Genomic DNA, 17,051 nt, shown 5'->3' on the forward strand with positions numbered 1-17,051 from the left:
ACGACATGGCAGCCCAGAACAACAAGGTCGTCGACGCGCTGCGCGCGGCGCTCAAGCAGGCCGAGACGCTGCGTCAGCAGAACGCGAAGCTGGAATCCGCGGCTGTCGAGCCGATCGCCATCCTCGGCATGGCCTGCCGCTACCCCGGCGGCATCGCCTCACCTGAGGACCTGTGGCAACTCGCGGAGAACGGCGTGGACGCCATCGGCGACATGCCCACCGACCGCGGCTGGGACTTCGCCGCCTTGGACGCACTGCCCGGCCAGGGCGGTCCCGAGGTGCCCCGGTTCGGTGGATTCGTCGAAGACGTGGCCGGGTTCGATCCGACCTTCTTCCGGATTTCCCCGCGCGAGGCGCTCATCCTGGACCCGCAACAGCGGCTGCTGCTGGAAGTCGGCTGGGAAGCCCTGGAACGCGCGGGCATCGACCCGGTCGGCCTGCGCGGCGGCGACACCGGCGTGTTCGTCGGCGGCGGCACCGGCGACTACCGGGTGCCGATGGGCGCGATCGAATGGCAGACCGCCCAGTCCAGCAGCCTGCTCTCCGGCCGCGTCTCCTACATCTTCGGCTTCCGCGGCCCCACCCTCACCGTGGACACCGGCTGCTCCTCATCCCTGGTCGCACTGCACCTGGCGGCCAGGGCACTGCGGGCGGGGGAGTGCTCGATCGCGCTCGTCGGCGGCGTCAGCGTGCTCTCCAGCACCGCCGGATTCGTCGAATTCGCCGCCCAGGGCGCGCTGTCCTCGGACGGGCGCTGCAAGGCTTTCGCCGAGGCTGCCGACGGCACCGGCTGGGCCGAGGGCGCCGGTGTGCTGGTGCTGCAACGACTTTCCGAGGCGCAGGCGCAGAACCGGCGCATCCTGGCGGTCATCCGCGGCACCGCGATGAACTCCGACGGCGCCTCCAACGGCATGACCGCGCCCAGCGGACCGGCCCAGCGCCGGGTCATCCGGGCCGCGCTGCGCAACGCCCGGCTCACCCCGGCCGAGGTCGACATCGTCGAGGCGCACGGCACCGGCACCAAACTCGGCGACCCGATCGAAGCCCAGGCCCTCCTGGCCACCTACGGCAAGGACCGGGAAACCCCGCTGCTGCTGGGCTCCATCAAGTCCAACATCGGGCACACCCAGGCCGCCGCCGGCGTCGCGGGCATCATCAAGGTGGTACAGGCGATCCGGCACGGCGCGGTGCCCAAGACCCTGCACGTGGACCGCCCCAGCTCGCACATCGACTGGACCGCGGGCGCCATCGACCTGGTCACCAAAACCACCGCCTGGCCCGAGGTGGACCGTCCGCGCCGGGCCGGCGTGTCCTCCTTCGGCGCCAGCGGCACCAACACACACGTCATCGTCGAACAGGCCCCGGAAGCCGCCGAACCGCCCGCGGTGGCGCACCCGCCCGGGGTGGTGCCCTGGGTGCTCTCCGGTCGCACCGACGCCGCCCTGCGCGCTCAGGCCGCCGCGCTCCTGTCTACTGTGGACAGTCGACCGGTCGACCTGGGTTTCTCGCTGGCCACCACCCGATCCACCTTCACCAGCCGGGCCGTGGTGCTGGACCCCGCCGGGCTGAGCGCACTGGCCAACGGCGAGCGCGACTCCGGCGTGATCGAAGGCTCGCCGGTAGCGGGCAAGACCGCCTTCCTCTTCCCCGGCCAGGGCGCGCAACGACTCGGCATGGGACAGGCGCTGTACGCGCGTTTCCCGGCCTTCGCCACGGCTTTCGACCAGCTCGCGGACGCCTTCGAGGGCCACCTCGGCGGCTCCCTGCGCGAGGTGCTGTGGGGTGCGGATCCGAAGCGGCTGGAGAACACCGGCTGGACGCAGCCCGCGTTGTTCGCCATCGAGGTCGCGTTGTTCCGGCTGCTCGAATCCTGGGGTGTGCGACCGGATCTGCTGATCGGCCACTCGGTCGGCGAGATCGCCGCCGCACACGTGTCCGGGGTGTACTCCGCCGCCGACGCCTGCGCGCTGGTCGCGGCCCGATCCCGGCTGATGTCCGCGCTGCCCGCCGGTGGCTCGATGGTCGCGGTGGACGCCACCGAGGCCGAGATCACCCCGCTGCTCGCCGAGTACCCCGAGGTGGCCATCGCCGCCGTCAACGGGCCGCGCTCGGTGGTGCTCTCCGGGGTTTTGACCGCAGTCGGCGAGCTGGCCGAGATCCTGGCGAACCGCGGGCACCGCACCAAAACCCTGCCGGTCAGCCATGCCTTCCATTCGCCGTTGATGGAACCGATGCTGGCCGAGTTCCGCACCGCGGTCGCCGCGCTCACCCCCGAGCGCGCCCGCATCCCGATCTGCTCCACGGTCACCGGCGAACTCGTCCAGGGCGAACAGCTCGACGCCGACTACTGGGTCGCCCAGGTGCACCGCACCGTCCGCTTCGCCGACGGCGTGCGCACACTGGCCGCCGCGGCCGTCGCCCGGTTCGTCGAGGTCGGCCCCGGCGGCGCGCTGTCCTCGATGGTGCACGAGACCCTGGCCGAGACCGAGGGCGAACGCGCGGTCATCGCGCTGTTGCGGGACGACCGCGAGGAACGCGACGACAGCGCCGAGGAGATCGTGCTGCTGCGCGGCCTGTCCCGGCTGCACGTGGCCGGTGGCACCGTGGACTGGGCCGAGTTCTTCCGCGACTCCGGCGCCGCCGTGGTCGACCTGCCCACCTATGCCTTCCAGCGCGAGCGCTACTGGCCGGTCGGCGAACAGCGCACCAACAACGCGGCCGGCCTCGGCCTGATCCCGATCTTCCACCCGATGCTCGGCGCGGTCACCGCCTCCGCCGAGGACGGCAGCCTCCTCGTTAGCGGCCGGTTGTCCGTGGGTGACCAGCCCTGGCTGGCCGACCACCTGGTCGGCGGCGAGGTGTGGTTCCCCGACGCCGGACTGATGGAACTCGTGCTCACCGCGGCCGATCAGGTTGGCTGCGACCGGATCGGCGAACTCCGGGTGTCCCGCCCGCTGATCGTCAACGAGCAGCTCGCCCTCCAGGTCCGGGTCGGTCCGGCCGACGACCTGGGCCGCCGCCCGGTCAGCGTGCACTCCCGTCCGGCCCGCAGTGACCGCGAGTGGACCGAACACGGCACCGCCACCCTCACCCCCGGCGACCCCGCCCCGGCCGAGGCCCTGCCCTGGCCGCCGCCCGGCGCGGAACCGGTGAGCCTGGACAACCACCACGAGGTCCTCGACCGCGGCCCGATGTTCCACGGCCTGCGCGAGGTCTGGCGACTCGGCGAGGAGATCCACGCCGAGGTCGCCCTGCCGGAAAGCCTGAACAGCCGCAGCCAGGAAGCCGCCGCCTTCGCGTTGCACCCGGCCCTGCTGGACGCCGCCCTGCAGGCCACCGCCTTCCTGCCCGGCCGTGCGGCACTCGCACCCGGGACGATCGGTGAATGGCAGGGCGTCACGCTGCACGCGGCCGGTGCCGCGGTGCTGCGGGTGCGCTGGAGCGAGGGTCCGGACGGGCTTGAGCTGTCGGCCGTGGATCCGGCCGGTGGCCCGGTGTTCTCGGTGGACGCACTCCGCACCCGGGACGCCGAACAGGTCGCCCGGCCCGGCGTGACCGACTCGCTATTCGCGCTGGATTGGGTTGCGCTGCAAGCGAATGGCGTCGCACCGACCTGGGCGATGCTCGACTCGCTGGGCGATGGTCCGGTGCCCGAGGTCGTCTTCGCGCCCCTGCACAGCGAGGGTGCGGAACAGACTGGGGAACTGGCCGGACAGGCCCTCGAACTGGTGCAGCGCTGGCTTACCGAAGAACGCTTCGCCAACTCGCGCCTGGTCGTGGTGACCAGCGGCGCGGTCGAGACCGTCACCGACCTCGGCGCGTCTGCGGTCTGGGGCCTAGTCCGCTCCGCGGCCTCCGAACACCCGGGCCGCTTCGTACTGCTCGACGTTGACTCCCTGGATGCCCTCGAACTCGCCCTGCCCGGCCTCACCGGCGACGAACCCCAACTCCTGCTGCGCGACGGCGTGCTGCGTGCCGCCCGCCTCACCCGCCTGCCCACCCAGTCCGAACCCACCGCCTGGGACCCGGACAAGGCCGTCCTGATCACCGGCGGCAGCGGCGAACTCGCCGGCGTCCTGGCCCGGCATCTCGTCGAGCGAGGCCAGCAGCGGATCGTCCTGGCCAGCCGCCGCGGCGCGGACGCCCCCGGCGTGGCCGAACTCCGCGAAGCCCTCGGCGACCGGGTCGAGTTCGCGGCCTGCGATGTGACCGATCCCGTTGCGGTGCAAGAACTCGTCGCCCGGATCAGCCCGCTCACCGCCGTGGTGCACACCGCCGCGGTCATCGACGACGGCGTGGTCGAATCCCTCACCGCCGACCGCCTCGCGACTGTGTTGCGCCCCAAGGCTTCCGCCGCCTGGCACCTGCACCAGGCCACCCTCGGTCAGGAGCTGGCCGCGTTCGTCCTGTACTCCTCGGCCGCCGGCGTGCTCGGCAGCCCCGGCCAGGGCAGCTACGCCGCGGCCAACAGCTTCCTCGACTCCCTCTCGGCCTATCGCCGCGACCTCGGCCTGCCCGGCAGCTCGATCGCCTGGGGCCCTTGGGAAGCCGGGCTCACCACCGGCCTGGGCACCGAGCACAGCCGCCGCCTGGCCGCCAAGGGCCTGGCCCTGATCGACGCGGCCCGTGGCAACGCCATGTTCGACGTGGCCGCGTCCGCCGACCGGGCCATCGTGGTCGCCGCCACCGCCGTGGGCGGCGGTACCGCGACCGGACCCGTCCCGGCCATCCTGCGCAACCTGGTCCGCACCGGCCGCCGCAGTGCCGCCGCCACCGGCAGCACCCCCGGCACCACCACGCTCAGCACCCGGCTCGCCGCACTGCGGCCAACCGATCGGTCGGATTTCCTCACCGAGATCGTGCGCACCGAGGTGGCCGCCGTACTCGGCCACCCCTCGATCAAGCTGGTCGGTCCCAAGCAAGAGTTCCGCGAGCAGGGCTTCGACTCGCTGTCCGCGGTCGAACTCCGCAACCGCCTCACCGCGGTCACCGGCCTGAACCTGCCCGCCACCCTAGTCTTCGACTACCCGACCCCGGTCCAGGTCGCCGCCTTCCTGCTCACCCGCCTGGAAGGCGCGGCCGAGGACACCACCACCCCGGCCATCCGTGGCACCTCGGCACACGACGACCCGATCGTGATCGTCGGCATGAGCTGCCGCTACGCCGAGGGCATCGCCTCACCAGAGGATCTGTGGCAACTGGTGCTAGACGGCGGCGACGCCATCGGCGGCTGCCCGCCCGACCGCGGCTGGGACATCGAAGGCGCGGAGTCGCTGCGCGGCGGGTTCCTGGCCGACGCGGCCGGGTTCGACGCCGGATTCTTCGGCATCTCCCCGCGCGAGGCCATCGCGATGGACCCGCAGCAGCGGGTGCTTCTGGAGGTCTCCTGGGAGGCTCTGGAACGCGCGGGCATCGACCCGACCAGCCTGTCCGGCAGCCCGACCGGCGTCTACGTCGGCGCGGGCGATGCCAACTACGTCTCGCTGCTGGCCAGCGAGGGCAGCTCGGTGGCCGGATTCATCATGACCGGCACCACCTCCAGCGTGCTCTCCGGCCGGGTCTCCTACGTGCTCGGCCTGGAAGGCCCCACGCTCACCGTGGACACCGCCTGCTCCTCCTCGCTGGTGGCCATCCACCTGGCGGCGCGGGCGCTGCAGTCCGGCGAGTGCACCCTGGCCCTGGCCGGTGGCGTCGCGATCCTGTCCACCCCCGGCCCGTTCGCCGAATTCGCCAAGCAGGGCGGGCTGTCCTCGGACGGTCGCTGCCGCTCCTACTCCGATGACGCCGCCGGGACCGGCTGGGCCGAGGGCGCCGGAGTCCTTGTCCTGGAACGTCTTTCCGACGCCCAGCGCAACGGCCACCACATCCTGGCCGTGGTCAAGGGCTCCGCGGTCAACTCCGACGGCGCCTCCAACGGCCTGACCGCCCCGAATGGCCCGTCCCAGCAACGCGTCATCCGCGCCGCCCTCGCCGACGCCGGTCTGTCCACAGTGGACGTCGATGTGGTCGAGGGCCACGGCACCGGCACCCGCCTCGGCGACCCGATCGAAGTCCAGGCCCTGCTGGCCACCTACGGCCAGGACCGGGACCAGCCGCTGCTGCTCGGCTCGATCAAGTCCAACCTGGGCCACACCCAGGCCGCCGCCGGTGTCGCCAGCATTATCAAGATGGTGCAGGCCATCCGGCACGGCGTGGTGCCGCGCACGCTGCACGTGGGCACCCCGTCCACCCACATCGACTGGACCGCCGGCGACATCCAGCTCACCATCGACCAGACCGACTGGCCCTCCGTCGACCGCCCCCGCCGCGCGGCAGTCTCCGCCTTCGGCGTCAGCGGCACCAACGCCCACCTGATCATCGAACAGCCCCCGGCCACCACCCCCGTCGCCGCCACTGCGGTGCGCGAAGGTTCCCCGGTCCCACTCCTGGTCTCCGCCCGCTCCGCCGCCGCCCTGGACGCCCAGATCGACCGCGTGCAAGCCGTTCTGGCCTCCACACCGTCCCTTGTGGACCTCGCCTACTCCCTGGCCACCACCCGCGCCACCCTCGACCACCGCGCCGTCCTGCTCAACGGCACCCCCCTCGCTCGAGGCGTGGTCACCGAGGGCCGGACCGCCTTCCTGTTCTCCGGCCAAGGCTCCCAGCGCCTCGGCATGGGCCGCCAGCTGCACGACCGGTTCCCGGTCTTCGCCCAAGCCTTTGACGCCGTACTCGCCGAGTTGGCCCAACTGGTACGCCCGGTTGGCCCAAGTGGGCGTACGAGTTTGCCCAAGTGGGACGAACTGCTCGACGTGATGTGGGGCGAAGACCCCGCGCAGCTCGCGCAGACCGGCTGGGCCCAGCCCGCGCTGTTCGCGCTGGAAGTGGCCCTCTTCCGGCTGATCGACTCCTGGGGTGTGCGCCCCGACTACCTGGTCGGCCACTCCATTGGCGAGGTGGCCGCGGCACACGTGGCCGGGGTGCTCACGCTGACCGACGCCTGTGCGCTGGTCACCGCGCGGGCCCGGCTGATGCAGGCGTTGCCCACCGGTGGCGCGATGATCGCGGTCCGGGCCACCGCCGCCGAGGTCGAACCCCTGCTGTCGGGCCAGTCCGAGGTGTCCATCGCCGCGGTCAACGGACCCACCAGCGTGGTGCTCTCCGGGGCCGAGGACGCGGTCACCGCGCTCGCTCAGACCCTCGCCGACCGCGGCCACAAGACCAAGCGGCTCACCGTCAGCCACGCCTTCCACTCGCCGCTGATGGACCCGATGCTGGCCGAGTTCGCCGACGCGCTGGCCGGGATCTCCTTTGCTGAAGCCACCATTCCGGTGGTCTCCACACTGACCGGCAAGCTCGCCACCGCGGAGGAGTTGCGCACCCCGGAGTACTGGGTCAACCAGGTCCGCGGCAGCGTGCTCTTCGCCGACGCACTCACCGAGCTGGCCGCGCACGATGTCACCGCGGTGATCGAGATCGGCCCGGACGGCCTGCTGGCCGCCGCCGCGACCGAGATCCTGCCCAGCGAGGCGATCTCCACCAGCCTGCTGCGCGCCGACCAGGCCGATGAGGAGACCGCGCTGCTCCGCGGCCTGGCGACGGCCCACGTGGCCGGGGTCGGCGTGCACTGGCCGGACCTGATCGACGGCGGCTCCGTCATCGACCTGCCCACCTATGCCTTCCAGCACCAGCGCTACTGGCCCGGCGCCTCTGCTCGCCCCGGCGACCCGGCCGGACTCGGCCAGTCCCCAACTGGGCACCCGCTGCTCGGCGCCTCCGTGCCGATGGCCGACGACTCCGGCGTCACCCTGACCGGCCGGATTTCCCTTGCCACCCAACCCTGGCTGGCCGAGCAGGCGCAGTCCGCGCTGCTGGAAATGGCCATCCGCGCCGCCGACCAGGTGGGCTGCGGGGGAGTGCGGCGGCTGACCACCGAGGTCCCGCTGGCCCTGCCCGCGCGTGGTGGCCTGCAGGTCCAGGTGCGGGTGGACGCCGCGCACACCATCACCATGTACTCCCGCCCGGACGGTGACCCGGAGGCAACGTGGGTGCGCCACGCCGCCGGTGAACTCAACCCGGGCGGGTACCAGCCGGTCGCCGCCGCGGACACGGAACCGTTCGTCGAGGTCGAGTTGCCAGAGACGGTGCGCGACGGCGGCGAGTACGGCCTGCACCCGGTGCTGCTCGGCGCGGTCCTTTCCGCCGCCTGGCCGGACGAACGCGTCCCGGTGGACTGGGAAAGCGTGACCCTGCACGCCTTTGGCGCCTCGGACCTGCGCGTCCGGCTGACCCAGCTGGACGACGACCGGGTGGCGATCGAGGCGACCGACGGCGCCGGCCTGCCGGTGCTGTCCGTAGCCGCGGTGCGCGGCCAGGAGATCGCTGATTCATCCACTGTGGACGGTCAGATCCTCTTCGGCGTCGACTGGGTCGCGGCCCCCGAGGTGCCCGCGGCGCAGGTCGACGTGGCCGAGCTGGACACGCTGGGCGAGGAGATTCCCGGCCTGGTGCTGGCCCGGATCAACGCCGACGCCGACATGTCCACCCTCACCACCCGGGTGCTCGGCCTGGTGCAGAACTGGATCGCCGAGGACCGCCACGCCCACGCCCGCCTGGTGTTCGTCACCCAGGGCGCGGTCGGCGAGATCACCGAGGACACCGGCCTGGCCACTTCCGCCCTGTGGGGCCTGGTGCGCTCGGCCCAGACCGAACACCCCGGCCGCTTCGGCCTCCTGGACATCGAGACCGACGCCGACCTGCCGATTGCCCTGCCGGTGCTGGCTTCCGGCGAACCGCAGGTCGCGGTGCGCGGGGGAGCGGCCCTGGTCGCCCGCCTGCGCAAGATCGTCACGCAGGACACCGACAGCACCTGGGACCGCGACGGTTCCGTGTTGCTGACCGGTGGCACCGGCGCGCTGGGGCTCACCCTGGCCCGTCACCTGATCTCCGCGCACGGCCAGCGGCACCTGGTGCTGGCCAGCCGCCGCGGTCCGGATGCCCCCGGCGCGGGGGACATCCTGGCCGAGTTCGGCGACCGGGTTTCGCTGGTGGCCAGCGATCTCACCAACCCCGAGGCCGTGCGCGGACTCGTCACCGGAATCCCGGACCTCACCGCGGTCGTGCACCTCGCGGGCGTGCTGGACGACGGCATCGTCGACCGCCTCACCCCCGAACGACTCGCCGCGGTGCTCGCCCCCAAGGCTGAGGCCGCCTGGCAACTCCACCAGGCCACCCAGGACCGCGAGCTGGCCGGGTTTGTGCTCTACTCCTCCTCCGCGGGCGTGATGGGCTCGCCGGGACAGGCCAACTACGCCGCCGCCAACACCTACCTGGACGCACTCGCCGAGTACCGCCGCCAGCGCGGCCTGCCCGCGACCTCACTGGCTTGGGGCGCCTGGGAAACCGGTATGGCGGGCGAACTCGGCGAGGACGACCTGCGCCGGGTGAACGCGACCGGCGCCCGCCGGATCTCCGCCGCCCAGGGCATGGCCTTGTTCGACGCGGCCCTGGCCACCGACCGCGCGCTGATCGTGCCGCTGCTGCTCGGCGGCAGTGCCGTGCCCGGCGAGGCCGAGGTGCCGCACCTGCTGCGTGAGCTGGTCAAGACCGGGCGGCGCAAGGCCGTTGGCGCGCAACAGCAACCGGGCTCCGGACTGGCCGCCAAGCTGGCCGGGCTGGCCGCGGACGAACGCCTGGACTACCTCACGGAACTGGTCCGGGTGCAGGCCGCCGCGGTGCTTGGACACGCCGGTGCCGACGAGGTGGACGCGCGGCTGGACTTCCGGCAGCAGGGCTTCAGCTCGCTGACCGCGGTCGAACTGCGCAACCGCCTCACCGAGGCCACTGGGCTGCGCCTGCCCGCCACCCTGGCCTTCGACTACCCGAACCCGGACCAGGTCGCCGCCTACCTGCTCGACGCCATCGAGGGCACCGCCGCCGCGGCTACTCCGACCGTCGCCAGGACCATCGCCACCGACGACGACCCGATCGTCATCGTCGGCGCGGGCTGCCGGTACCCGGGCGGGGTCGCCTCGCCGGAAGACCTGTGGCAGCTGGTGCTCAACGGCACCGACGCGGTGGCCGATATGCCCGCCGCCCGCGCCGGTGACCTCGGCCTGCCAGCCGGAGCACAGCCGCCCAGCGGCGGGTTCCTGGACGACGTAGCCGGATTCGACGCCGCCTTCTTCGGCATCTCACCGCGTGAGGCCACCGCGATGGACCCGCAGCAGCGCCTGGTCCTGGAAACCGCCTGGGAGGCCGTGGAACACGCCGGCATCGCCGCCGACCGCTTGGTAGGTAGCGCGACCGGCGTCTACCTCGGCTCCTCCGACCCGGCCTACGCCAGCATCGTCGCCCGCGACCCGCGCCTGGAAGGCTTCGCCATGACCGGCGCGGTCTCCAGCGTGATCTCCGGCCGGATCTCCTACACCCTCGGCCTGGAAGGCCCCTCGGTCACCGTCGACACGGCGTGCTCGTCCTCGCTGGTCGCGGTGCACCTCGCGGTGCGCGCCCTGCGTTCCGGGGAGGTCTCGCTCGCCCTGGCCGGTGGCGTGACCGTGCTGTCCTCGCTGTCCCCGTTCTCCGAATTCGACAAGCAGGGCGGCCTGGCCTCCGACGGCCGTTGCCGCTCCTACTCCGACGACGCCGACGGCACCGGCTGGTCCGAAGGCGCCGGAGTCCTTGTGCTGGAACGACTTTCCGACGCCCAGCGCAACGGCCACCAGGTCCTCGCCGTCGTCAAGGGCACCGCGGTCAACTCCGACGGCGCCTCCAACGGCCTCACCGCCCCGAATGGCCCGTCCCAGCAACGCGTCATCCGCACCGCCCTCGCCGACGCCGGACTGTCCACTTCGGACGTCGACCTGGTCGAGGGCCACGGCACCGGCACCCGCCTCGGCGACCCGATCGAAGTCCAGGCCCTGCTGGCCACCTACGGCCAGGACCGGGAACAGCCACTGCTGCTCGGCTCGATCAAGTCCAACTTCGGCCACTCCCAGGCCGCCGCGGGCGCCGCCGGCATCATCAAGATGATTTACGCGCTGCGTAACGGAATCGCGCCGCGCACCCTGCACGCGGAGAACCCGAGCGGGCACGTGGACTGGACCGAGGGCGCGGTGCAACTGCTGCCGCAGCGCCGGGACTGGCCCACGGTCAACCGCCCGCGCCGGGCAGGTGTCTCCTCCTTCGGCATCAGCGGCACCAACGCACACGTGATCCTGGAACAGCCCCCCGTGACCGCGCCCGCGGCAGCCTGGATCGCCCCGGAAACCCCGCTTCCCCTGGTGGTCTCCGGCAAGTCCGATGCCGCGCTGCTCGCCCGCATCGACCAGGTCAACACGCTGCGGGACGAGGTCCCGGCGGTGGAACTGGCGCACGCGCTGGCCACCACCCGGGTCGCCTTCGACCACCGGGCCGTGCTGCGCGACGGCGCGGTGATCGCCAAGGGCCGGGTCACCGAGGGCCGCACCGCTTTTGTCTTCTCCGGCCAGGGCTCGCAACGTCTCGGCATGGGCCGCGAGCTGTACGACCGGTTCCCGGCGTTCGCCCAGGCTTTTGACTCGGTCCTCGCCGAGTTGGCCCAACTGGTACGCCCGGTTGGCCCAAGTGGGCGTACGAGTTTGCCCAAGTGGGACGAGGTGCGCGAGGTGATGTGGGGCGAGGACGCCGAGCTGCTGGCGCAGACCGGCTGGGCCCAGCCCGCGCTGTTCGCGCTGGAGGTGGCCCTGTTCCGGCTGCTGGAGTCCTGGGGTGTGCGGCCGGACTTCCTGGTCGGCCACTCGATTGGCGAGGTGGCCGCGGCGCACGTGGCCGGGGTGTTCTCGCTGTCCGACGCCTGCGCGCTGGTCACCGCACGCGCCCGGCTCATGCAGGCACTGCCCACCGGTGGCGCGATGGTGGCCGTGCAGGCCACCGAGGCCGAGGTCGAGCCACAGCTCACCGAAGGGGTCGCGATCGCGGCGATCAACTCGCCCGAGGGCGTGGTGCTCTCCGGCGACGAGGCTGCGGTGCTCGCCCTCGCCGAAGTGCTTGCCGCCCAAGGCCACAAGACCAAGCGGCTCGCCGTCAGTCACGCCTTCCACTCGCCGCTGATGGACCCGATGCTGGCCGAGTTCACCGCCGCCATCGCCGGGATCTCCTTCGCCGAACCGGCTATCCCGGTGGTGTCCACCCGCACCGGCCGCCGCGCCGGTGGCGAGGACCTGCGCACCCCCGGGTACTGGGCCGCGCAGGTGCGCGACACCGTGCGCTTCGCCGACGCGATCACCGTGCTGTCCGCGGCCAAGGTCAGCCGGTTCCTGGAACTCGGACCTGACGGATCCCTTTGCGCCGCAGTGCAAAGCTCCCTCGAATCCGGGGTGATCACCGCACCCACGCTGCGCAAGGACGTCGCCGAGGACGAGGCCCTGCTGCGTGGCCTCGGCACGCTGTACGTGGCCGGTGGCAAGGTGGACTGGACCGCGCTGTGGACCAGTCCCGGCGCCCCGGCCCCGGCCACCCTGCCGCTGCCCACCTACCCGTTCCAGCACCAGCGGTTCTGGCCGACCATCACCACCAGGATGGCCGACGCCGCCGGACTCGGCCTGGCCGACACCGCGCACCCGCTGCTCGGCGCCGCGGTCGCACTGGCCGACGGCGGCGGCGTGGTGCTCACCGGGCGGCTCTCGCCCACCGACCACCCGTGGCTGCGCGAACATCGCGACGGCGAGACCATCGTGCTGCCCGCCGCCGCACTGCTCGAACTCGTGGTGCGAGCCGGGGACGAGGTCGGCTGCCCACTGGTGAAGCGGCTGGCGGTGTTGTCGCCGTTGGTGATTCCCGCTGATGGCAGTGTGCAGGTGCAGGTGCGGGTCGACCCGGGCAGCAGCGGCTGCCGCCGGGTCACCGTGCACTCCCGCCGGGAGAACACCGGCTCCTGGACCCAGCACGCGCTCGGCAAACTCGGCGAGGACCAGCCCGATCCGGCCATGGAATTCGCCGCGACCTGGCCGCCCGCCCAGGCCCAACCGATCGACCTGACCGACTGCTACGAACAGTTCGCCGACTCCGGCTTCGAGCACGGGCCCGCCTTCCAGGGCCTGGAAGCGGTCTGGGTACGCGGCGAAGAAGTTTTCGCCGAGGTCAGCCTGCCCGAGGAAGCCGACGGCGCCGAGGCGTTCGGGCTGCACCCGGCCCTGCTCAGCGCCGCCCTGCTGGCCCTGCCACTCACCAGCTGGGCAGGCCAGACTTGGCGCGAACCCGTTGCCTGGGAAGGGGTTTCGCTGCTCGCCAGCGGCGCGACCACCCTCCGCGTCCGGTTCGCCGCCATCGGCGAGGACGGCCTCACCGTCGAAGCCGCCGACCCGGCCGGTCGACCGGTGCTGAACGTGGATGTGTTGCGGCACCGGGAAATCGAGGGCCGCGCGCATAACCGATCCACCCGCGAGTCCAGCCCCGGCTCCCTGCTCGTGGTGGACTGGCCGCAGGGCCAGGACACCGACCAGACCCCGGTCAGCACCGCCGTGCTCGGCGGCGGCCTGGACCTCACCCACCTCCGCCAGGCCGACACCCTGGACGAACTGGCCGCCGGACCGGTGCCGGAGCGCGTGCTGGTCCGGGTGCCCGCCGGTGGCGGTGAACCGGCGGAGGTCCGCCGGGCCACGGTCTGGGCGCTGGACCTGGTGCAGCGCTGGATCGCCGACGAGCGCTTCGCCACCGCGAAGCTGGTGCTGGTCACCAGCGGTGCGGTGGCCTGCGCGGGCGAGGACGTGACCGACCTGGCCGGTGCCGCGGTCTGGGGCCTGACCCGCTCCGCAGGCGCCGAACACCCCGGGCGCTTCGCCCTGCTCGACGTCGAATCCACCCAGGAAATCGAACTGGCCACCGCGGCCCTCGCCGACGAACCCCAGGTCGCGGTCCGCGCCGGCGTCGCCAGGGTGGCCCGCCTCGCCGCCCCCACCGACCACAGCAGCACCGACCGCCCCTGGAACCCCGACGGCACCGTGCTGATCACCGGCGGCACCGGCGGCCTGGGCGCCATCCTGGCCCGCCACCTGGTCACGAACTCGGGCCAGCGCAACCTGATCCTGACCAGCCGCCGCGGCCCCGACGCCCCCGGCGCCACCGAGCTGACCACCGAACTCACCGAGTTGGGCGCGACCGTCTCGATCGTCGCCTGCGACGTCGCCGACGCCACCGCGGTCCGGGATCTCGTCCACGGCATCCCCGACCTCACCGCGATCGTGCACGCCGCCGGTGTGCTCGACGACGGCGTGGTGGAAAGCCTTACCCCGCAACGACTCGCCGCCGTGCTGGCCGCCAAGTCCGAAGCCGCCTGGCACCTGCACCAGGCCAGCAAGGACCGCGACCTGGCCAGCTTCGTCCTGTACTCCTCGCAGGCGGGCATCATGGGTTCCCCCGGCCAGGCCAACTACGCCGCCGCCAACGCCTACCTGGACGCCCTGGCCGCGCACCGCCGCCACCACGGCCAGGCAGCACTGTCCCTGGCCTGGGGCCCCTGGACGGTCGGCATGGCCGCCGCCGAACAGGACACCGGCGGCCGCCGAGCCGCCGCCCTGGGCGCCAGCAGGATGACCGCCGAGTTGGGCATGACCCTCTTCGACCAGTCCCTGACCAGCCCAGCCTCCCTGCTGGTCCCCCTGGTCACCACCGGCGCGGGCACCGTCGTCACCACCGAGGTCCCGCACCTGCTGCGCGGCCTGATCCGCACCCGCCGCCGCGCCGCCGTCCGCAGCAACGGCGCAGGAACCGCCGACACCCTGCGTGGCCTCAACCCGCAGGAACGCCTGCGCGCGGTCACCACCATGGTCGTCACCGAGTTGGCGGCAGTCCTCGGCCACCAGTCCAGCGAAGCCATCGAACCCGAACAGAAGTTCGCCGAACTCGGCCTGGACTCCCTGACCGCCGTCGAACTCCGCAACCGGTTGTCGGCGCTTACCGGCCTGCGGATGCCCGCCGCACTGGCCTTCGACTACGCCACCCCCGCCCGCCTCGCCGAACACCTGACCGAACAACTGGATTCGAGTGCGGCAGCCGAGTCCGGCCCAACCGTGCTGAACGAGCTTGATCGCCTGGAGGCCGCGATGGCGGCGGCCGAGGCGGACGAGGTCACCAAGGCCGGGGTCACCTCGCGGTTGCGGCAACTGCTGAACCGGTGGTCCGGTCCGGCGGAGGAGCAGCCGCAGGTGGCCGACCGGATTTCTTCGGCGAGTGCGGATGATCTGCTCGCGTTCATCGACAACGAGCTGGGGCGGCGGGACCGCTCCTGAGATTTCCCGGGTCGTGTTCGCCGACCGGCCCGGGGATCAACGCCGAGGCGCCCGCACACCACACGGTGCACGGGCGCCTCGGCTCGTCAACCTGTCTGCCTGCCGTGATCCCACGCAGTAACGTTCGCCCGCACCGAGCCGAAAGGTAGGACACTGCGGGACCTCGACGGGCCAAGGCGGTACCTTGTCAGACCAGAATACAAACGACCACAGAAACCAGTTGGCAATCGCGGAGTTCACCGCGCTGCGCGCCGAACTGTTGAAACACATCGAGCTTCAGTTCCAACTCGTCGGTGTCTCGGTGGTTGCCCTCGGCACAATCCTATCCGTCGGCTACCAGACGAAGAACGCCGCGATCATGAGTCTCTACCCGGTACTCGCCATGATCCTCGGCCTCTACTGGCTGAACCTGGCACACGCGATCATGCGGTGCGGCACCTACATCAAGACCTACCTCGAACCACGCATGCCAGCAGGCCACATTGGCTGGGAACACTACATCCGGCGCAATCCGCTCCGCTACGACGCGCTCGGCTACTGGGGCGTTCGGGGAACATTCTTGGGTGGCTCAGTGGCCACGGTGCTCTCCACACTGGGGATAATTCAGTGGTCCGCGAGCGACATCGTGGCTCTTGGCCTTGGTGTCCTGGCAATGATTGCCACCTTCGTCGTGTTCTTCCTGTGGCGAGAGCGTGTCCCGGGATTGCCCGCAGAACTGTAAAGCCCTGTTCGGCCGGACTGGACCCGATCCCTTGACAACAGCTTCGCGGCCACTGGAACGTGATTCGGAGCTGTGACCACTGAGCCAACGAGATGGACCGGTGGGACTGCTTCCTGGATCGTTCCGTGCGAGGGGTGGGGATATGCCGGAAACGGAGGCTGCTGGTGTGAGGTGTGCCGGCGCTGCGGCCAACTGCGAGGTGCTGACCAGTCTTGCGGGTTTTCACGCTGAACGCTGTGCAGAGCAAGGCATCCTTGGTGCCGAGGCCATCGTGAACGCGATGGCCGTCGGACTGGTCCTCGAGGTCTGGAGGAACAGTCCCGTTGAGGACATGCACGCCAGTCGACGAGGCCCAAGCGACGCGGCCATGTTCGCCGAGTCCACTGCGCTGCACGGTGAGGCGGTCAAAGCGTTGACAGCCCGGAACCTGGCAAGCGGATTGCTCGACTTCGAGCAGCATCTACTGGATCGTACCCGCCCCTGGGCAGGCACTGGCGGCAGGAATCTCAAGGACCTAGGCCACGGTGCCCTTGGGCGATATGCCAAGCACGTGAAGAACCGGACGAACACGTTGATGAATCTCGCCGATCACACGTGTGTGGCTGAGCCACTTCCGGTGTACCTGGTGAACAGGGCGTTGGGTTACGGGCGCGATCACAAGGGGATGCCCGGCTGGACGGTGATCGTCGACCGGATCCGGATCCTGCTTGCGAATCCCGACCATCCGGCATGGGGAGATCCGGGTACCGGAGCAGCAGCCCTGGCGGGGATTCCACAGCGGATGCCGCCTGTTGACCAGCTTGCCGCGGTGCTTCGGACGAGTCCGTCGAACCTTCCTGAGGAGGTTCTGACGTGGTTGAGCAGCCACCTGCTCTACTGCGCCGCGCCGCCGTATGGCCGAGCGCAGCCGTGGGAGTCGTGAATCCGCTTCCCGCACAACTCATCTACTGACCTAGATAGTACTTGGGACGTGTGCGGTCTGGGCGAGTTGGAGAGCAAGGCCATGGACGTCCACTGGGACGCCATCGCTCCCTGCTCCTGAGCCCTGCCGGGTCAGGTTCGCCGACCGGCCCGGGAGTCCAACG

Annotated in this window: 3 protein-coding genes; all 3 read left to right on the top strand. The window is 71.5% G+C overall.

Annotation, left to right across the window (positions count from 1 at the left end):
* The first annotated feature begins 5 nt into the window (after positions 1-5).
* Positions 6-15,245 carry a type I polyketide synthase gene (locus MZC64_RS28355; RefSeq protein WP_247762139.1) on the top strand — a complete coding sequence of 5,080 codons (15,240 nt, stop codon included), beginning with the start codon at positions 6-8 and terminating at the stop codon, positions 15,243-15,245.
* A gap of 220 nt (positions 15,246-15,465) precedes the next feature.
* Positions 15,466-15,966, top strand: a complete 501-nt coding sequence (locus MZC64_RS28360; RefSeq protein ID WP_247761706.1) for a hypothetical protein — start codon at positions 15,466-15,468, stop codon at positions 15,964-15,966.
* A gap of 142 nt (positions 15,967-16,108) precedes the next feature.
* Entirely contained in the window at positions 16,109-16,888 is a 780-nt protein-coding gene (locus tag MZC64_RS28365; RefSeq protein WP_247761705.1) for a hypothetical protein, read from the top strand.
* The last annotated feature ends 163 nt before the right edge of the window (positions 16,889-17,051 follow it).

Origin of the sequence: Crossiella sp. S99.2 (assembly GCF_023094165.1) — a bacterium.
In the GTDB taxonomy this organism is placed as follows: Bacteria; Actinomycetota; Actinomycetes; order Mycobacteriales; family Pseudonocardiaceae; genus Crossiella.

What these genes read in the sequence shown, in the direction of transcription:
- MZC64_RS28355 (WP_247762139.1), top strand. Translation starts at nt 6, where the DNA reads ATGGCAGCCCAGAACAACAAGGTCGTCGACGCGCTGCGCGCGGCGCTC.
- MZC64_RS28365 (WP_247761705.1), top strand. Translation starts at nt 16,109, where the DNA reads ATGCCGGAAACGGAGGCTGCTGGTGTGAGGTGTGCCGGCGCTGCGGCC.